Source organism: Salinivibrio sp. VGrn1 (genome assembly GCF_009377995.1).
GTDB lineage: Bacteria > Pseudomonadota > Gammaproteobacteria > Enterobacterales > Vibrionaceae > Salinivibrio > Salinivibrio siamensis.
This window is the reverse complement of record NZ_SATA01000001.1, coordinates 600,380-617,774: the sequence shown is the minus strand read 5'-3', so window position 1 is coordinate 617,774 and position 17,395 is coordinate 600,380. Positions and strand designations below refer to the sequence as shown.

15 protein-coding genes and 8 tRNA genes are annotated in these 17,395 nt (G+C 49.3%); 16 read left to right on the top strand and 7 right to left on the bottom strand.

The genetic code is table 11. The features are described from left to right. Window positions 1-12: 12 nt before the first annotated feature. Window positions 13-1,023: a low-specificity L-threonine aldolase gene (gene ltaE / locus EHW56_RS02750; protein ID WP_152796645.1), complete on the bottom strand. Its 1,011-nt coding sequence runs from the start codon at window positions 1,021-1,023 to the stop codon at window positions 13-15. A gap of 169 nt (window positions 1,024-1,192) precedes the next feature. After that, a complete protein-coding gene (locus EHW56_RS02745) occupies window positions 1,193-2,236 on the bottom strand; it encodes a PotD/PotF family extracellular solute-binding protein (RefSeq protein WP_046075456.1) in 1,044 nt (347 codons plus the stop codon). Between the two features lie 298 nt (window positions 2,237-2,534). On the opposite strand from EHW56_RS02745, the gene EHW56_RS02740 reads away from it, so the two are divergent. The 3 genes from EHW56_RS02740 to EHW56_RS02730 all read left to right on the top strand — a co-directional run bounded on the left by EHW56_RS02740 (window position 2,535) and on the right by EHW56_RS02730 (window position 5,243). Continuing rightward, the gene (locus EHW56_RS02740) at window positions 2,535-3,830 is read left to right on the top strand and encodes an FAD-binding oxidoreductase (RefSeq protein ID WP_152796647.1); all 1,296 of its coding nucleotides are present in this window, start codon (window positions 2,535-2,537) and stop codon (window positions 3,828-3,830) included. A 121-nt stretch (window positions 3,831-3,951) separates the two neighbouring features. Then, a complete protein-coding gene (locus EHW56_RS02735) occupies window positions 3,952-4,560 on the top strand; it encodes a 2OG-Fe(II) oxygenase (RefSeq protein ID WP_152796649.1) in 609 nt (202 codons plus the stop codon). Between the two features lie 47 nt (window positions 4,561-4,607). Next, a complete protein-coding gene (locus tag EHW56_RS02730; RefSeq protein WP_369795710.1) occupies window positions 4,608-5,243 on the top strand; it encodes an alpha-ketoglutarate-dependent dioxygenase AlkB in 636 nt (211 codons plus the stop codon). Between the two features lie 97 nt (window positions 5,244-5,340). Here the strand turns inward: EHW56_RS02730 and EHW56_RS02725 are convergent, their stop codons facing one another. Continuing rightward, the gene (locus EHW56_RS02725) at window positions 5,341-6,849 is read right to left on the bottom strand and encodes a M20/M25/M40 family metallo-hydrolase (RefSeq protein ID WP_152796651.1); all 1,509 of its coding nucleotides are present in this window, start codon (window positions 6,847-6,849) and stop codon (window positions 5,341-5,343) included. 324 nt (window positions 6,850-7,173) lie between these two features. On the opposite strand from EHW56_RS02725, the gene EHW56_RS02720 reads away from it, so the two are divergent. The 7 genes from EHW56_RS02720 to EHW56_RS02690 all read left to right on the top strand — a co-directional run bounded on the left by EHW56_RS02720 (window position 7,174) and on the right by EHW56_RS02690 (window position 7,919). Further along, a tRNA-Cys gene (locus EHW56_RS02720) sits at window positions 7,174-7,247 on the top strand. Window positions 7,248-7,275: 28 nt separating this feature from the next. Next, window positions 7,276-7,352, top strand: a tRNA-Met gene (locus EHW56_RS02715). 37 nt (window positions 7,353-7,389) lie between these two features. After that, a tRNA-Gly gene (locus EHW56_RS02710) sits at window positions 7,390-7,465 on the top strand. Window positions 7,466-7,502: 37 nt separating this feature from the next. After that, window positions 7,503-7,579 (top strand) — tRNA-Met (locus EHW56_RS02705). Between the two features lie 37 nt (window positions 7,580-7,616). Next, window positions 7,617-7,692 (top strand) — tRNA-Gly (locus EHW56_RS02700). A 37-nt stretch (window positions 7,693-7,729) separates the two neighbouring features. After that, window positions 7,730-7,806: transfer RNA gene (locus EHW56_RS02695), tRNA-Met, on the top strand. Window positions 7,807-7,843: 37 nt separating this feature from the next. Continuing rightward, window positions 7,844-7,919: transfer RNA gene (locus EHW56_RS02690), tRNA-Gly, on the top strand. Between the two features lie 23 nt (window positions 7,920-7,942). Here EHW56_RS02690 and EHW56_RS02685 read toward each other — a convergent pair. Continuing rightward, entirely contained in the window at window positions 7,943-8,914 is a 972-nt protein-coding gene (locus EHW56_RS02685; RefSeq protein ID WP_069362237.1) for a sensor domain-containing diguanylate cyclase, read from the bottom strand. Window positions 8,915-9,242: 328 nt separating this feature from the next. On the opposite strand from EHW56_RS02685, the gene EHW56_RS02680 reads away from it, so the two are divergent. Beyond that, a complete protein-coding gene (locus EHW56_RS02680) occupies window positions 9,243-10,229 on the top strand; it encodes an arginine deiminase-related protein (RefSeq protein WP_152797260.1) in 987 nt (328 codons plus the stop codon). Window positions 10,230-10,302: 73 nt separating this feature from the next. Here the strand turns inward: EHW56_RS02680 and EHW56_RS02675 are convergent, their stop codons facing one another. Beyond that, complete coding sequence (locus tag EHW56_RS02675; RefSeq protein ID WP_046075234.1) at window positions 10,303-10,662, bottom strand: HopJ type III effector protein; 360 nt, start codon at window positions 10,660-10,662, stop codon at window positions 10,303-10,305. A gap of 182 nt (window positions 10,663-10,844) precedes the next feature. Between EHW56_RS02675 and EHW56_RS02670 the strand changes: the two genes are divergently transcribed. Beyond that, window positions 10,845-10,935, top strand: a tRNA-Ser gene (locus EHW56_RS02670). A gap of 159 nt (window positions 10,936-11,094) precedes the next feature. Next, the gene (locus EHW56_RS02665) at window positions 11,095-11,979 is read left to right on the top strand and encodes a sterol desaturase family protein (RefSeq protein ID WP_370517128.1); all 885 of its coding nucleotides are present in this window, start codon (window positions 11,095-11,097) and stop codon (window positions 11,977-11,979) included. A 146-nt stretch (window positions 11,980-12,125) separates the two neighbouring features. Here EHW56_RS02665 and EHW56_RS02660 read toward each other — a convergent pair whose 3' ends face one another. Together EHW56_RS02660 and EHW56_RS02655 are read right to left on the bottom strand one after the other, a co-directional pair. Beyond that, window positions 12,126-13,295 (bottom strand): MFS transporter, encoded by a 1,170-nt coding sequence (locus EHW56_RS02660; RefSeq protein WP_046075229.1) that lies wholly within the window; start codon window positions 13,293-13,295, stop codon window positions 12,126-12,128. 361 nt (window positions 13,296-13,656) lie between these two features. Further along, a complete protein-coding gene (locus EHW56_RS02655) occupies window positions 13,657-14,244 on the bottom strand; it encodes an outer membrane beta-barrel protein (RefSeq protein WP_152797262.1) in 588 nt (195 codons plus the stop codon). A 249-nt stretch (window positions 14,245-14,493) separates the two neighbouring features. Between EHW56_RS02655 and EHW56_RS02650 the strand changes: the two genes are divergently transcribed. The 3 genes from EHW56_RS02650 to EHW56_RS02640 all read left to right on the top strand — a co-directional run bounded on the left by EHW56_RS02650 (window position 14,494) and on the right by EHW56_RS02640 (window position 17,389). Further along, window positions 14,494-15,201, top strand: a complete 708-nt coding sequence (locus EHW56_RS02650) for a response regulator (protein WP_152797264.1) — start codon at window positions 14,494-14,496, stop codon at window positions 15,199-15,201. Between the two features lie 33 nt (window positions 15,202-15,234). Then, window positions 15,235-16,521: an ATP-binding protein gene (locus EHW56_RS02645; RefSeq protein ID WP_152797266.1), complete on the top strand. Its 1,287-nt coding sequence runs from the start codon at window positions 15,235-15,237 to the stop codon at window positions 16,519-16,521. Window positions 16,522-16,621: 100 nt separating this feature from the next. Then, window positions 16,622-17,389, top strand: a complete 768-nt coding sequence (locus EHW56_RS02640) for a glucosaminidase domain-containing protein (protein ID WP_152797268.1) — start codon at window positions 16,622-16,624, stop codon at window positions 17,387-17,389. The last annotated feature ends 6 nt before the right edge of the window (window positions 17,390-17,395 follow it).

The window sequence follows — 17,395 nt, the reverse complement described above, 5'->3', positions numbered from 1 at the left end:
CGTTGGAACGGCTTAGTGAGATCCCTTTATCGCGGCGATCAGGGTATCGATATCTGCGCGGCAGATGTCTTTATGTGTCACCAAACGGGCAGGATTGCCGGACAGAGAGACGCGGATCTCCTTTTCCATCAGTCGCATTTGCAGGCGTGTACGATTGATTGTTTCGGCCACATCGACATAAACAATGTTGGTTTGCACAGGATAGTCGCTGGTGGAAAAGCCGTTCAGTTTTTCCAACTCACTGGCAAGGTAATGCGCATTAGCGTGATCCTCTGTCAAGCGTTCCACGTTTTCGGTGAGTGCTTTATAGCCGGCAACGGCCAATATGCCCGCTTGACGCATGCCGCCACCTAACATTTTACGAAGACGACGGGCTTTGTGAATCAGGGCTTTCGAGCCGAGTAGCAGTGAGCCGACAGGAGCGCCTAACCCTTTGGATAGACAAATCGTCATCGAGTCAAAGTGACAACTGATCGCCTTGATGTCCACCTCCAGTGCGACAGCCGCGTTGTAAACCCTGGCGCCATCAAGATGTAGCTGCAGTTGATGTTGGTCGCAAAATGTTCGCGCCTTGGCTAAATAAGACAAAGGTAACACTTTGCCACCTATGGTGTTTTCCAAGCTGAGCAGCTTAGTACGGGCAAAATGAAAGTCATCGGGCTTGATAGCTGTGGCGATTTTATCGAAAGACAAGGTCCCATCTGACTCATTCTCAATGGGTTGTGGCTGAATCGAGCCCAACACAGCAGCACCGCCTGCTTCGTATTTGTAATTGTGCGCTTGCTGACCACACAAATACTCATCACCGCGCTCGCAATGCGCCATCAGGGCCAATAAATTGGCTTGGGTACCCGAGGCGGTAAAGAGTGCGGCTTCAAAACCATGTCGTTCAGCCGCCCATGTTTCCAGCGCGTTAATGCTCGGGTCGTCGCCATACACATCATCGCCCACAGGGGCGTTAGCCATGGCGTCTCGCATGGCAGCATCGGGCTGGGTCACGGTGTCAGAGCGAAAGTCAATCATGGGGTAACGTCCTTGTCGTCAGTTATTTAAGTGGGTGATGCGCGTTTACGTCTGAGCATAGCAAAAACCCATTGACTAAAAATAGTGACAAATGTGGGTTATTGACTTGGAAAACAAAAAAGGCCTCCGATGAGGCCTTGGTACAGATTGTTATCACAGATGCGCGCGATTAGCTTTTCAACATCTGCCAGTACTTTTGATAGATTTTCACCGCTTCACCGACATCATTGGTGAATTCACCTTTATTAACTGCTTCATCGGATGGGAAGATGGTGCTGTTCTCTTTTAGCTCGGCCTCTAAGTACTCAGCCGCGTTGGTGTTCGGGGCTGGATAGCCAAATTCTTCCACCAATTTCGCCTGATTCTCAGGACGATACATAAAATCGATAAACTGGTGTGCCAAGGTCTTGTGTTCTGCGTTTTTTGGGATGATAAAATTATCCATCCATAAGATCGCCCCTTCCTGTGGGTAGACGAACTCAATGCCTTCGATTTCTTGTTGCGCCATGTAAGCATTGCCGTTCCATTGTTGGCCAATGCTCACTTCACCGGTGACAAACGGCACATGCGGCGCATCAGAGTTGTACACGACCACGTTATCGCGTAACTCACGTAGGTATTCATAGGCTTGTTTAATTTCAGCCTCTTCGGTGCTGTTAATGCTATGACCTTGCGCTTTCAACGCCATGCCAAACACATCACGCACATCATTCAATAGCATGACTTGGCCGTTGAAGTCGTCACGCCATAAGTCAGCCCACTTGGCCACTTTACTGCCATCGACGTAATCACTGTTGTAGCTAATGCCAGTCACACCAAACACATACGGCAGCGAATAGTCATTGTTTTTGTCAAAAGGTTGACCCAGTAGGCCTGGGCGCAATTGATTAAAATGGCTAATTTGGCTCTTATCAATTTTGGCGAGCATCTCTTCATTGACCATTCGCTCAATGAAATAGGTTGAGGCAAACGCCAGATCGTAGCCTTCGCTATTTAGGAGTTTAAGCTTGGCATACATGGCTTCATTACTCTCAAAGGTGGAGTAATTCACGTCGACTTGATACTCCTCTTCGAACGCTTCAATCACGTCCATTGGCATGTATTCTGCCCAGTTGTAGAGGTTGAGTACCTTATCGTCTGCATGAACGCCGCTTGCAAAGATGGCTGAAAGCGCAAGTGTCGTGGCGGTGATTCCGTGAGAAATTTTTTTCATTGTCATGATCCTTCAATGGCTTACTGGCCGAGTACACGTCGAGCGCATCATATTGTACTTGACCTTAGTGTCAACGAGTTTTTTACCAACCTGGATAAAGTGCAATACCTTGCTAACGTTAGCATAACCGTCGCCATCTCCCCCAAATGGTCGGGTAAAGTGATGAGAATAAGGGCTTGCCAGAAAGGGAGGACGGTGCCAGTATTTGCGGCCTTTGAGAGTGTGTTGGCGCTAAGCCATAGTGCTTGTCTTTTTTTACTACCTTTTCTTTTTAATACTAAGAGTAACCATTGAGAGCATGGTCAAAACGGTTCGACCTGATAATAACTTCAACGCGGCGACAAATTACTACGTCGCCAGCCAAAACCAAACGCTGTCATTTCCTGCTTTGGCAGGCACACAAGAGGCAGATGTGTGTATCATTGGAGCAGGTTTAACGGGCCTGAATGCCGCCATTGAATTGCGACAGCGTGGCTACAGTGTCACCGTTATAGATGCGCGAACGGTGGCGTGGGGAGGGTCTGGCCGGAATGGTGGCCAATGCCTCGTGGGATATTGCCTTGGGCTGAGAGAAGTTGACGAAACCTATGGGCAAGCTTGGGGCAAACAGTTATGGGACTTGTCGGTTGAAGCCGTTGATATTGTGCGTGAGCGTATCCAGCATCACCAGATTGACTGTGACTTTCAACCCGGCTATATCGAGCTTGCCTTAAATTCCGCGCAGCAAAAGGAGCTGCAAAGCTGGCATGCATTAAAGCAAGGACGTTATCAGTATCCTGATGCCCAGTGGTGGGATAAAGCGCAAGTGGCAGATGTTGCAAATACTGACCGCTATCTAGGCGGATTATACGATCCCAATAGTGCGCACATTCACACGTTAAACTACACGCTAGGCCTCGCTCGTGCCGCGGCGCAAATGGGTGTGAAAATTTATGAGCACACCCCTGCTACACGTTTGGTTAAGGGGCAACTTCATGCGGTGATCACGCCTCAAGGTCGAGTGAATACACCTCGAGTTTTACTTGCTTGTAACGCCTATCTAGAGGGGTTACACCGCCAAGCGCAAGCCAAGGTTCTTCCCGTTGCCTCGTTTATTGCGGTTACCGAACCGCTCGGGGAGCGCATGCCAATTACTAATCGCATGGCGATGTCGGATCTCAACAACTGTTTAGATTATTTCCGCCCGACGGCAGAGGGGCGCTTGTTGTTTGGTGGTGTCAATCATCCCTTTAATCGAGAATATAAGGATTCGACCCAGCGTCTCCACCGGCGGATGACTAAGGTTTTCCCTCAACTGGCCCAGGTAAAAATGGACTATCATTGGGGCGGGATGTTTGCCGTGACCCGCAGTTACATGCCGCACATTGCGCATCTTGGCAATGATATATATACCGCACATGGTTATACGGGGCATGGCGTTGGATTAACCAATATTGCGGGGCGAGTGGTTGCAGAGGCCATCGATGGCCAAGCCAGTCGCTTTGATGTGTTTGCTCGTCTAAAGCATGGCTGGATCCCCACGCCAAAAATGCTACGTAGCCCAGCGCTCGCGCTTGCGATTTGGAAAGCAAAACTCGAGGATTTACTCCGTTGATATCTTGAAAGGAAATAACGTTATCGATTAGGTTTGCTTATGGTTACGATAAATAACACATGTTGTCCTGCCCGTTAAACGCAGTAAGGTAGCGTCTCTATTCCTAGGCGGAGACAAGTGTTTGAGCAACCTGGCTATCATCGATGATATTGCGACGCATGGACTCAGTGTGTGTGACGGATTTTTGTCAGCGCAAGAGGTGCATGACTTGCACACATGCCTACCGGCCCAATGGTCGCAAGCCACCATTGGGCGCGAACAAAAACAGCACACCAATACGCAAATTCGCCGGGATAAAATTCACTGGCTAGAACGAGGGAGCCAGCCTGCCGTGGATGCATTATTAGCAAAAATGGCCGATCTTCAGCAGGCATTCAATCGTCACCTTTTTTTGGGGCTGTTTGAATATGAAGCGCATTTTGCCAAGTACAACCCCGGCGACTTTTATGCCAAGCATTATGATGCCTTCGAAGGACGGTCAAACCGTAAGGTGACCACCGTGTTGTATCTCAATGAAGACTGGTCTGAACAAGACGGGGGCGAAATCGTCATTTACAACCCTGACGGTAGCCATCGGCAAACCCTATGGCCGAAAGCGGGACGATTGGTGACGTTTTTATCCGAAGCTTTCCCTCATGAAGTGCTTCCAGCCAAAAGGCAGCGTTTTAGTATTGCAGGTTGGTATCGACTGAATGGTATGAGCGGTCAGCGAGTTGATCCAATCCGCTAACGGCAGCCATACTCACTGTCTAACAGTATTGAACAAGGCAGTGTTATATGGCTCGCCCTCCCGAGCAGCAAAGTTTCTTTTCTGATGCGGCATTTGATAGCCACCCGATCACTGATATGCCTGATGCTCAGGTAGACTGGTGGCCGAAGTGGTTGTCAGTGGGCTGTGCTGACACATTGTTTTCAACCTTACTTGCACAAACGCCGTGGCAACAATTGCCGATTTCGTTGTTTGGCCGCACCGTGATGCAGCCACGTCTATTGGCATGGTATGGTGATCATCCTTATACCTACAGTGGGCTAACGCTTCAGCCGCTGCCTTGGACTCACCCTTTGCGCCAACTCAAAGGCTGGGTAGAGGCGCAGTGCCAGACCCCCTTTAACACTGTCCTGTTAAATCGTTATCGTAGCGGCAGCGATTACATGGGATGGCACCGAGATGATGAGTCCGAGCTGGGAGAGCAACCTACGATTGCCTCTGTCAGCTTGGGCGCGAGCCGCCGTTTTCTCTTTCGTCATCCTAAGCGGCAAGAAAAGCGAGAGGTTTTATTGAATCACGGATCCTTGTTGGTGATGAGAGGTACAACCCAAACTCATTGGCAGCACAGTTTGCCGAAAACACAAAAGCCGACGAGCGAGCGAATCAACTTAACATTTCGCTTCCTTACCCCCTCTGACAAATAGGGCGCCACGCGGACGCCTTTCAATCACGGTGGCTCAAAAAGTTGATAAGAAGGCGAGCCGATGGGTCGCTCGCCGTTACCTATTTGAGCGATTGTGGTTATTCAACAATCAAGCTGACGTCTTGGTAATCCCTATAGCCCCGAAGCAAGACTGAAAACTCACCTGGCGATGCGCCATCAAACCGGCAGATTTCGTTATTTCCGCCTTGATAGGGGCGACAATCCCAGTTATCAGCGCTAACTTGACCACCTTGTTTGACATAAAGGTCCACATCGCCTGTACCGCCGTAGGTGCGGATGACAACATCACTGGTGGTCTCTAACTGGTAGCGATAGGTGCGCTCGCTGTCACGATCCCCTGATATGTTGTTGATAGGCTGCCCAAGTTTGAGTTGATTACCCGGATTAGGCTGCGAGTCTGCGTTGGCTAGCTCTACCGTATAAGCAAGGCCTAGCTTAGTGAATTTGGTTGCATGACGTCCTTCGCTATCACTGTTGGCGAGTGTGTCGCGAGGGGTATGAATATTGGGATTGTAGTCATTGAATTTTGCTTCGAACGGCATGGCTGCAGGATAGCCTGCTTGATGCCAAGACGCGTGGTCGGAGCACGCATATCCGCATGTATCAAAGCCATAGCTAAGTGTAGGCAAATAGGTATCGAGTAATTGAGTGAGATACTGGGTGAGCCCGCTATCGGTATAATCGGTAATAAAGATAATATCTTCTGCTGAGCCTTGGTAGTTGGTCATATCAAGCTGCAACACGCCACGTACATCTTTGCCTTGTTGTTTAAATTGGTTAGCAATAGCTTGCGAGCCACGGAGTCCAACTTCTTCGGCGGCATAAGCGACAAAGGCGATACTGCGTTTGGGTTGAAAGTCATTCTGCGATAAAACACGGATGATCTCTGTCACTGACGCAATCCCGGAGGCATCGTCATCGGCGCCAGGAGCGATACTTTGCTCGTCTGTGCGTGCACCAATGGTGGAATCGAGATGCCCACCAATCACAACCCACTCATCAGGGCTTTCTGCGCCTTCGATAGTCATCATCACCGACGCTTGGTTATAACCACTGTGCGACACTTGAGAGATTGTCACACCGTTTAATCCCTGAGCGAGTGATTGCCAGCGTGCTTTTATCCAATCGGATGCTTGTGCGCCCGATGTCGTGGTGTAGAAGCGGTTGGGAAAGTCGGTCAGGCGATCGATGGTATTCACGATTAAACTTGATTGAATTTGGTCCAGCCAAGGTGTCACGAGCGCCTGCTGCTTGATAGCTGGTGGTGTAAAGCTTGCGCGGGACACCGGCATATTGCTGGCTGCCATGGCACTTTGTGCTGAGGTGTGCACGATGTAGCCACCACAGCGGTGGTGATTTTCATGCATCTCATGAGACAGCGCGGCCAGTTGCGATTCACTGACTTCACCTACCCATGCTTTGCCATTGCTTGCAACAGCGTGTGACAACATCGGTCTGGCGCCAGCGTGACGTGCCGTTTGTTGCGCATCAGCGCCAATGGAAATCCAGACTTTATCGTCGCCTTGACCCGCGTGAGCAAAGTTGGTGGCCAGCACGAGCGCGAGCATTGTCATTTTGTATTTCATGTTTCCTCCTTGATTTGAATAGTGTCGCATTACTCCTTGCAACCCATTCACTGTAGAGGAAAAAGACATGTTGTTTAAAAATTAAGACAGACACATTGCGGACATAAAACTTGTCACAAAATTGTTAATAAGAGATAAAATGAAGATGAAACAGGGAGTGAAGAATAAAAAGGCAAACCATGCTGAAAAGATCCGCAAACTGGGTGGATTTTGATGTTTTCGTTTGCAAAACAGGCAGGTGACACTTTTTTTAAATAATAAGTGTTGACTCGATCACGTTAATCCGTAGAATGCCTCCCCGTACTCAAGAGGCAGCAGCGTTAAGGCGCGTTGGCAGAGTGGCTATGCAGCGGATTGCAAATCCGTGGACCTCGGTTCGACTCCGGGACGCGCCTCCATGTTTCTCTTAGTGCAGTAAAATTCGGACGCGGGATGGAGCAGTTTGGTAGCTCGTCGGGCTCATAACCCGAAGGTCGGTGGTTCAAATCCGCCTCCCGCAACCAATTTTACACAGCGTCATGCAACGCTTAATTGCATAAGGCGACATTAGCTCAGCTGGTAGAGCGCGACCTTGCCAAGGTCGAGGTCACGAGTTCGAACCTCGTATGTCGCTCCAAGTTTTGCCCACATCAAGCAACAATTGATGTTACGGACGCGGGATGGAGCAGTTTGGTAGCTCGTCGGGCTCATAACCCGAAGGTCGGCGGTTCAAATCCGTCTCCCGCAACCAATTTTACACAGCGTCATGCAACGCTTAATTGCATAAGGCGACATTAGCTCAGCTGGTAGAGCGCGACCTTGCCAAGGTCGAGGTCACGAGTTCGAACCTCGTATGTCGCTCCAAGTTTTGCCCACATCAAGCAACAATTGATGTTACGGACGCGGGATGGAGCAGTTTGGTAGCTCGTCGGGCTCATAACCCGAAGGTCGGCGGTTCAAATCCGTCTCCCGCAACCAATTTTACACAGCGTCATGCAACGCTTAATTGCATAAGGCGACATTAGCTCAGCTGGTAGAGCGCGACCTTGCCAAGGTCGAGGTCACGAGTTCGAACCTCGTATGTCGCTCCAATCTTCATAACTCTCCATCGACTTCACCCTATATGACGTGTTTCTTCAGGCACAGCGTAGCGCCTTGTATCACTTGTCGCGTCTAGAAGCATTGTTTCTAGCGTGACGGTTTCGTCAATCTGCGAAAAGTGCGCAAGGCCGACTGAGTAGTTGAACGGATAGCGTTCTAAGGATAATCGGCGACAAAGCCGGAGATAGAAGCGATCCAATTGTGCTTCGACCGCATCGACATCCTGTTGAATCAATAATATCGCAAATTCACAGCCTTCTAGGCGACCAACCCAGCCCAAATCACCGAACACATCTGTTAGACAGCCAGCAAACTCTTTCAGGACTTTGTCGCCCGCATGCTTGCCATAGCGCTGGTTGACGTCTTGTAATTGGCGAACGTCAAAGTGTAATAACGTATGTTGATCTTCAATGACAACGTCGTCTGTTAGATAACTGTTTACTTCTCGGTAAAAGCCACGTCGATTAAAGACGTCTGTTAGCGGATCAATGACATTTTGTTGCGTCATGACCAACTCATGCTCGACGATACGCGCGAGGTCTGACAGCGCGCGCTGACAGGCATCCGTGAGCTCGCGAGGGTGATGATCGATCACACAGAGCGTTCCAAGCAGGTGTTCGCTATCCAGGCTAAAGGGAAAACCTGCATAAAAACGGATATAAGGAGGGCCGGTTACCAACGGGTTGTCAGCAAAGCGACTGTCGTTAAGCGTATCCTCAACAATTAATGGCTCTAATTGCTGAATAGCATGACCACAAATCGATTCGCTGCGGCTTGTTTGGTTGACGGCTAAACCACGCTTGGCTTTAAACCATTGTCTCTGTTCATCAACCAGGCTAATTGCGACAACGGGGCAGTCAGAAACGTATGCCGCTACCCTGACAATCCGCTCAAATCTGTCTTCGTGTCCAGTATCTAATATGCCTAGATCGTGCAATGCGTGAAGTCTTTGCTGCTCATTGTGAGTGGGGCGCGCCGTTTCCATGCCTTTTCCTCCTTGCCGCTATTTCTATTGTAGCCAACCACACACAGGGTAGGGGCAATAATTGTTCGGAGCGGTGAATATCGCTGCCACCCCGAGAAGCTTTTAAAAAGATCATTAATTCAGTGAGATATAGGAGAACTGGCTGTAAGTGTCTGTAGGTGTGCGAGAGGCTGAGAAACTCAGTTTGTAAAAAACTTGTTTCAATGATATTTTCCTCCGCTTGTTCAGTATTCACACTGTTGGAAGAGGCGGTGACGCACCCGGATTGATCGCGTGCGTGACAGCGACTCTATACTCTTAATACTTGTTGTTTTTAGAAGGTTTGCTTATGGCGTTTTTAGCGAGCTGTGATACCCAATATCCGCTGACTCATCCACATGCGGCTTCTGCTGTGGTGATGGTGCCCCCGCTTCATTTTAAATTTAATGCGCAAACGAGTGAGGATAATGGTTTTCAGCATGCGCCGTCACTACCGGATGAAGAAGTAAAAGCGCGCGCGATGGCAGAATTCAACAACATGGTGATGATCCTCCGCCGCCATGGTATCGATGTGGTGGTGATGGAGTACCCAGACTCTGACCCTGCAACGCCTGATGCCGTGTTTCCCAACAACTGGTTTAGTACCCTCCCCAGTGGCGAGCTTTATCTTTACCCTATGGCGTGCCCAAACCGCCAGCTAGAGGTGAAACCCGAGCGCTTAATGACTGCATTAGACCGTGCAGGCTATGCCGTCAATCACGTACACAAAGTGAAGTGTCATGACAAGGACGATGCGTTTCTTGAAAGTACGGGCGCGATGGTTATCGACCACCTCAACCAGCGTGTTTATGCGGCGCTTTCACACCGTTGTGACAGCATTTTGCTCACTGAGTGGGCAGCAAAGGTAGGAATGAGACAAGTCGTGAGCTTTAACACGGAAATGAGCGATGGCAATCCCGTTTATCATACCAATGTGATGATGGCGGTGGGTGAAGAGTTTGCCGTTGTGTGCGATGAGGTGATAGAATCGGGGCAGCGCGATCTTGTGTGTAACACATTGAGTCAAGATAAAACCGTGGTATCCATTAGTGAATCACAAATGAACCAGCTTTGTGGCAATATTTTACAATTGCGCAATCGCCACGGTGAATCACTCATCGTCATGTCATTGTCGGCCTACAGTGCGTTTACTGAAGAGCAAAAACGCACGCTGCGCCAATTTGGTAAATTGGTGCCCGTCGATGTCAACACAATTGAAACCGTGGGTGGGGGAAGCGTGCGTTGTATGATGGGAGAAGTCTTTCTGCCTCGTCACCAAGCCGCGATGTCGGGTTAAAGGCCTTGGTTAAAACGTCGGTTTGATAGGCAAAACGGCGACGAATAGTCGCCGTTTTACGTTGCTATTCAGGCTATGAGTGCGCGCGTGTTTTGGCCTTGAGTGGCATTTTGTCAAACGAGACCCCCTTCCATCCGGTGACCATAAAGTTACGAATGTTTTTGTGATCCGTCCCCGAAGGATTGCTCAGCACGTCTTCGCGATAATACCCCCCAAAGCAGGCGAGCGTCTGCGCTTCCGTGAGCTCATGAAGTTGGCAGAATGCGAGTACTTTGCAAGAGCCTGTGTTCTGGCCTGCTTTATTGGCGAGATCACCGTTAGTGAATCGAGTAGGGGCGTAGTCGTAATGTGCATCTATCACCGCCATTGTCTCGTCAAACATTACCATATCTGGGGTTTGCGTGACTTTGGCGAGAAAGCTGTCTAAGGTCATGTCGGTTCCTGAGTTAATAACATGCGAGCTCTCGTCGAGAGTATATGCACGTTGTACCAACTTGTTTAACCAATGTGAAGCCAAGCGACGCGAGTAATGGATAAATATCCATCACTTAAACCAAAATTTTTGTTGCAGTGCTTTACATTAACTCGGGCCAACATTAGTATACCACCCTGTTCGGAGGGATGGCTGAGCGGTTGAAAGCACCGGTCTTGAAAACCGGCAAGGGTTAATAGCCCTTCCAGGGTTCGAATCCCTGTCCCTCCGCCACATATCGAAAAGCCGCTGAGTAATCAGCGGCTTTTTTTGTATCTATATGTCCGCTTACTCTCCTTATGTGCGCAAACTAACAGCTTGGTGATGCTTTTCCTTACAGGTTGGGCAAAAACACCTAATATGTTAAGAAATTGTACCGTGCGATAAAGGCTCGTGACTGAACTGATCTCTCATCCAGAGTGGCTACTGCTTGTGCTCGCTCCCGTGTTCTTCTTATGCATGTTGGGGGAGTACTGGGTAGCGCTGCGCCGCGGAAAATTGGGCGATAATGCCCGTTATTACGTGCCGGAAGTGCTTTGTAACTTTACCTTGGCGGGGCTGCATCAAGCTGCAGATTTACTGACCGGCTTGCTGATTGCCAAAGTCTATTTGTGGTGGTTTGGCTGGCGGCTGTTCGACATTGAGATGTCGGTGAGCCTGTTTTTATTACTGATGATCGCGCAGGATTTTTGTTACTACTGGTTTCACCGGGCCAGCCATCGTGTTCGCTGGATGTGGGCGGCGCATGTGGTGCATCATAGCTCTGAGCGGATGAACTTTAGCACCGCGTTTCGCCAAAGCTTAATGTACCCGCTGGCAGGGATGTGGCTGTTTTGGTTGCCCCTGGTGGTGATTGGGTTTCCGCCGCAATGGGTGGTGTTTGTTGTACTGCTGAATTTAGGGTTACAGTTTTTTGTTCACACTCAATGGATAAAGACACTCGGGCCTGTGGAGTGGATTTTTAACACCCCGTCTCATCATCGCGTTCATCATGGCATGAATCCTCAGTACATCGACAAAAACTACGCGGGCATTTTAATCATTTGGGACAAATTATTTGGCACCTTCGAGCCGGAATCTGAACCGGTTCGCTATGGGATCCCTAAGCCAGTGAACAGTTTCAATCCTCTGGTGGTGACCTTTGCCGAATGGCAACAAATGTGGCGAGACGCCACGCAGCCCGATCTGAGCGTTCGGCAACGATGGCAGTGCTTGTTTGCACCGCCAGAACAAGCACAAAATCACACGACACACGAGCAAGTATCACGTAAGACGTAGTGGTTTGCTTCCTTGCTGCAAGCGAACATATTTTGAGGATATAACTCCTTATGATCAGATGCTAACAACACCATCTGTAGCACTCCTTCTTATCGAGGCAAGTATGCGTAACGTTTAAGAGATGAGCCGAGTTGACTCTTGTCTGGCTAAGCGCTTTTGCACTCTTTTATCACGGAGTGAGTGTTATGGCGTAGAATCCCGATTTGAATAGCGATTGCTACGCCACCAACTGCCGCGGCGGCATAGACAAGCTGAGTCACCGAGAGGCCGTGGCCGAGCCACAGCCCTCCCAAAAGGGTGCCCACCGCACCACCTAGGTAGTTTGATGAACTATTGAGCGCAACAACTGCGGCACTTTGCTCCGGTTGGAGGCTTATCAGTGTGTGTTGCTGTGGCGCGAGCGACGACCAACCGGCCGCACCCCATAAAAAGAATGGCACAAAGGCAATGATTGAGGACAGCGCCAAGCTACTCGGAATGCTCAAGATGGCCACGGACATGAGCGTTAGTATCCCGAGCAAGATGGCTCGTGGGTGTTTTACCCAGTCAATTAAATGGCCGATGGTGAAGCTGCCCACCATGCCGCCTAGGCCCCAAACCCATAAATATGGCGTGAGGTTGGTTTGTTGTGTGATGCCCGTAATGACCGGTGCGAGGTAAGAATAGAGCCCCAAGCTAGCGACAGCCGTCAAGAAGGTGACCGTAATGGTCATAGACACCGAGCGACTGGCGAGTAACGCGACGCGTGCTTTTAGTGATGGCGGCGGGGCGACACAGATCTGAGGAACACCCAGCACCAGGCCAATAAGCCCAATGATCGCGATACCGATCACGACGGCGAAAACGCCTTGCCACCCAAGCCAAGTCGCCAGAGCAAGACCAGCGGGAACCCCGACAACGGTACCCGCACTCATGCCACCCAACAACAGCCCTAATGCACGCCCCTTCTTATCTGCAGGCACCAAAGAGGCGGCACTTGCCGCCGCTAAAGGCGAGAAAATGCCTGCCCCTATGCCGGCAAGCGCGCGGCTTGCTAGTAACATGGTTAAGTGCGTGCTGAAAATGGTGACAAGATTAGCGGCGATAAACATCAGCATCGATAACACGAGTGCCTTTTTGGTCGGAAAGCTTGCCAACAATGTCGCCAGTATTGGTGCGGAAAGGGCATAGCACAACGTAAAGGCTGTGACCATTTGCGCTGTCTCGGCTTCAGTGATCTGAAAACTGGTGGAAATTTCCGGAATAATGCCCGCCACGACATAGGCATCCATACCGAACGCAAACATCGCAATGGGTAAAAATAAAATGTTTTTCATGGTCATCCTAGCGCGTGAGTCTTTATGATGCCTAGGAAATGTAACAAAGTGTTACTTAAGCGAAAACGCTAACCAGCAAATATAGGTAGAGGAGCAGGCAAGTATTTTTTACAAGGCAAACAATTAACTATGATAGGGGGGCTATGAATCGGCCGTCATGTTAACGGCTGGTCGAGTTGGCACTTAGAACTGAGATTTAACCAGCCATCGCTTGTCACGCATCGTTATCACCGCTATTGAAAGAAAAATAGGCACCCACTGAGTGGATGCCTATTTGGATAAGGGGGCGAGATAGTGTCTTTGTCTTACCTTAAACGGTCTGTCCGAATAAGTTTAGCCAACTGTCGTCTATAATCGTTTGTTAGAATTTATAGTTAACGTCGAGGTAAAACACACTTGGGTTCTTGAAGGAAATACCCTCCGCATACTTTTGTTTCGTTAAGCCGTATTTATGGCCGCCTTCCAAAGCGATACCGGAGTCAAAACGATAGCCAAGTCCGAGATTGACGTCGCTCGCTAGGCCAGAGTCTCTGAGGTTATAGGTGTTAGTCCCCTGAGCATCTTTGTCCTTAATTTCTAGCTTACTGCGTTGGTAGCCTAGAGTACCACCAGCAATACCGTACAAATTGTCAGTGAACTCGTGGACATAGTCTAGGCCCATACCGAATTGATAGTCAGTATTTTCCAACGAAAGCTCTTCATCTGCAGCTTTGATCGTTGACTTGCTCGACGCGCCCGATTGCCAGTAGCCGTAGGTGCGTACTGAGTCAGTGATATACTTACCGCCATACAGCTTGACTGTTCCTCGGTCCTCAAGATCACTTTTGAATTCACTGCTATCTAAGCCACTCACATCAGCGCTACCAGCTCCAAATTCCATCCCCATATAAGAAGAGGCATAAGCCGCCGGTGCGAGAATCAGTAAAGCTAAAGGTGCTAATTTTTTCATTGTAAAGAACCTATTATTCGTCGTAGGTGTTTTTTAAGAACGTATGACGTATAGTCATTGCTTTTTGGAACGTTCGCTTAAAGGGGGAACGTTTGAGTGGTACTTTACGGCTGAAGAGCGCGGTAATGTATCTGCAGAGTGTCATGATTTGTCGTATAACTGTCGTGGTATCTACGCCTGTAGACGCACAGAGTTTTTAATGATTTATACCAAGGCTTTTCGTTTGTTTATTTTTCTAGGTCAAGATTAATGGAAGAGAAACTGCACTTAGTGGTTGTCGAAGATGACCCCAAAATGCGAGAAATGCTGACAGAGTATTTTGAAGCACAAGATTATCGCGTAACGGCACTTGCTGAAGGAGCAGGGGCGGCTGACTATATTATTTCCGCACAACCTGACTTAGTTTTACTCGATTTAATGTTACCCGGTGACGATGGACTGACAATTTGTAGACAAATCCGTGATGGATTTAGAGGCAGAATTGTGATGCTAACCGCTAGTGATGATGATTTTGATCATGTGGCAGCACTAGAGGTTGGCGCGGACGACTTTATCAGTAAACCGATTAAACCTCGGGTATTGATGGCTCGTGTAAGAGTGCAACTGCGACAGCTGAGAGACGACACTGCAGCCGCCTCGTCCAAACCCAGTGTTCTTAATTATGGTGTGTTGGCACTCAATGAGGCGAGACGTTACTGCTCGTTAGATGATAAACCCATTGCGTTGACAGACAGTGAATTTGCATTGCTTTGGCACCTGGCAAGTCAGCCTGACGAGGTACATACAAGAGATACGTTAACGCGTGCATTACGTGGTATTGAGTATGACGGTGTTGACCGCACGGTGGATAATAAAATTGTGACCTTGAGAAAAAAACTGGGTGATACGCCCTCCAATCCCCAAAAAATTATCACAGTACGTGGAAAAGGTTACTTGTTTGTGCCTGATGCATGGTAAATGCATAACAGAAATATGTATGAGTGGTGAGTAATGCGTCGGATATATTTAGAGTTCTTCTTTGGGTTGATCGTCATTTTTATGGTGAGCTCATTGACCTACGAATACCTTGTGTATGAACTGACGGAAAATTATGAGGCGACCTTGGCGAAGCGACAGGCTGAAAGTGTCGTTGATATGTTAGCGTTGATTGAGTCACAGGCGGGAACACAAGAGGCTTTAGGCGCGCTAAAGGATTATGCCGATAACGTCGAATATTCATTATCCGTACACAAGCTTGGCAACATTCCCTCTCATTTGAATGAGGCATTTTCCCACCAACTCGATCCCTCCGCGGTGTTTGATGATAAAAACGAAACCTTATGGTTCCGTCTGGCCGATAAGGAGCGAATCTATAGCTTACGAACCGCGGTGGGTTCCGAGCTACATGGGGCAATAGAGTTTAATGAAGATCTGCTGTTTGTTTTTCTCTTTTTGGGGTTCGCCCTCTACAGTTTTTTCATGGTGCGGTTTCTCAGCCGCCGAGTACGGTCACTCGAGCAAGCGGCTCTCCAATTTGCCAACGGAAATTTACAAGCGCGGGCGTCAACAAAGAGTCAGTATACCGTGGGTAGTTTAAACGCGACCTTTAATCATATGGCAGACAGAATTGCGAGTTTGGTCAGTAGTCGTCGAGCGCTAACCAACGCGGTTGCGCACGAATTGCGCTCTCCTTTGTTTCGGATCCAATGGCAAGCTGAATTGTTGAGTGAGAGTCAACTGGGCCCCAAGCAGCAACAAAAAATCGTCAGTATCGTTGAAGATACCGACGAAATGGTAGGGTTGATTGATGAACTTCTTTATTTGGCACGTGTTGATCACCCTAATACACCTTTTAGCCCGGAGAGATTGAATACTTCGGTGTGGCTACACGATGAATGGCCGCGTTGGCAAACGCTGAGCAATAAGTCTGTGATTTTGGATGCACCGCAAGACTTGCCTTGCATTGAGGCCGACCCTCATCTGCTTAAACGCGTGCTTACCAACTTAATCGGTAATGCGGAGAAGTATGCGACTAGTCAAATAGCCGTGCGTGTATATTGTGAAGACACGCAGCTGGTGATTGCGGTACACGACGATGGTGAGGGCGTTGATCCGTCACATTGGCCGTTTATCTTTGATGCCTTTTACAGTGCGGATCGTTCCCGCGACAAAAAGCGTTCCGGCTATGGTTTGGGACTGGCGATCGTCAAACAAATTGTCACCCGCCACGGTGGCCATGTTGAAATCGACCATAGTGATTTAGGCGGCGCATGCTTTCGGGTCATCTTACCTTGTTAACATGATGTGACTCAGCCAGTGCTAAGTTGAAAGGGCGGCATTCGTCGCCATCAGGTATTTCGCGTATAATACCGCCCACATCGACAACATTAGGGGCACTATGAAACATCGTACCTTCGTCTTTATCGGCATGGCGATTCTTGCTGTGACCGTCACCATTTTGATCTCATGTCAGCGCCCCCAAGCTCCCCTTGTTCCTGATTTCCAATCTTTTGCCGCGGGGGCAGAGCGAAAGCAGGCGTTTTTTGATTACTTCACCCCTGTGGTTAATGCCATTAACAGCCAAGTACTGGCGGATCGCACCGCATTAATGGCATGGCATGCGCGTAAAAGTGAGCTAAATAGCCGAGAAATAAAACGCGTCCAAGCGCTCGCCGAACAGTATGAGCTGGAGGGTTTTGATGTCGACCAAGAAGCCGACTGGATGGCATTGATTCAACGGGTGGATATTATCCCTCCGTCGTTGGTGTTAGCGCAGGCGGCGAACGAGAGTGCGTGGGGCGCGTCGCGGTTTGCACGGGAAGGGAATAACTACTTCGGGCAGTGGTGCTTTAGTAAAGGGTGTGGACTGGTGCCCAAGCAACGTGCGGAAGGGAAAGTGCACGAAGTTGCAGCGTTTGATAACCCGCAAGCCTCGGTACAAAGCTACATCAATAACTTGAATACCCATGCCGCGTACCAAGGGCTACGCGAGATCCGCGCCAACCTGCGTGAGCAGAATAAACCACTGTCAGGTGCAGCACTCGCCAATGGGCTGGTACGCTATTCAGAGCGTGGTCAGGCCTATGTGAAGGAGTTACAAGCGATGATCCGCCACAACCAACTGGATAGGCTCGACCAGCCATCATCCTCATCCAATAACGACTAGGAAAGC

What these genes read in the sequence shown, in the direction of transcription:
- EHW56_RS02650 (WP_152797264.1), top strand. Translation starts at nt 14,494, where the DNA reads ATGGAAGAGAAACTGCACTTAGTGGTTGTCGAAGATGACCCCAAAATG.
- EHW56_RS02660 (WP_046075229.1), bottom strand. Translation starts at nt 13,295, where the DNA reads ATGAAAAACATTTTATTTTTACCCATTGCGATGTTTGCGTTCGGTATG.
- EHW56_RS02725 (WP_152796651.1), bottom strand. Translation starts at nt 6,849, where the DNA reads ATGAAATACAAAATGACAATGCTCGCGCTCGTGCTGGCCACCAACTTT.
- EHW56_RS02745 (WP_046075456.1), bottom strand. Translation starts at nt 2,236, where the DNA reads ATGAAAAAAATTTCTCACGGAATCACCGCCACGACACTTGCGCTTTCA.
- EHW56_RS02730 (WP_369795710.1), top strand. Translation starts at nt 4,608, where the DNA reads ATGGCTCGCCCTCCCGAGCAGCAAAGTTTCTTTTCTGATGCGGCATTT.
- EHW56_RS02675 (WP_046075234.1), bottom strand. Translation starts at nt 10,662, where the DNA reads ATGACCTTAGACAGCTTTCTCGCCAAAGTCACGCAAACCCCAGATATG.
- EHW56_RS02640 (WP_152797268.1), top strand. Translation starts at nt 16,622, where the DNA reads ATGAAACATCGTACCTTCGTCTTTATCGGCATGGCGATTCTTGCTGTG.
- EHW56_RS02740 (WP_152796647.1), top strand. Translation starts at nt 2,535, where the DNA reads ATGGTCAAAACGGTTCGACCTGATAATAACTTCAACGCGGCGACAAAT.
- EHW56_RS02680 (WP_152797260.1), top strand. Translation starts at nt 9,243, where the DNA reads ATGGCGTTTTTAGCGAGCTGTGATACCCAATATCCGCTGACTCATCCA.
- EHW56_RS02645 (WP_152797266.1), top strand. Translation starts at nt 15,235, where the DNA reads ATGCGTCGGATATATTTAGAGTTCTTCTTTGGGTTGATCGTCATTTTT.
- EHW56_RS02685 (WP_069362237.1), bottom strand. Translation starts at nt 8,914, where the DNA reads ATGGAAACGGCGCGCCCCACTCACAATGAGCAGCAAAGACTTCACGCA.
- EHW56_RS02655 (WP_152797262.1), bottom strand. Translation starts at nt 14,244, where the DNA reads ATGAAAAAATTAGCACCTTTAGCTTTACTGATTCTCGCACCGGCGGCT.
- ltaE (WP_152796645.1), bottom strand. Translation starts at nt 1,023, where the DNA reads ATGATTGACTTTCGCTCTGACACCGTGACCCAGCCCGATGCTGCCATG.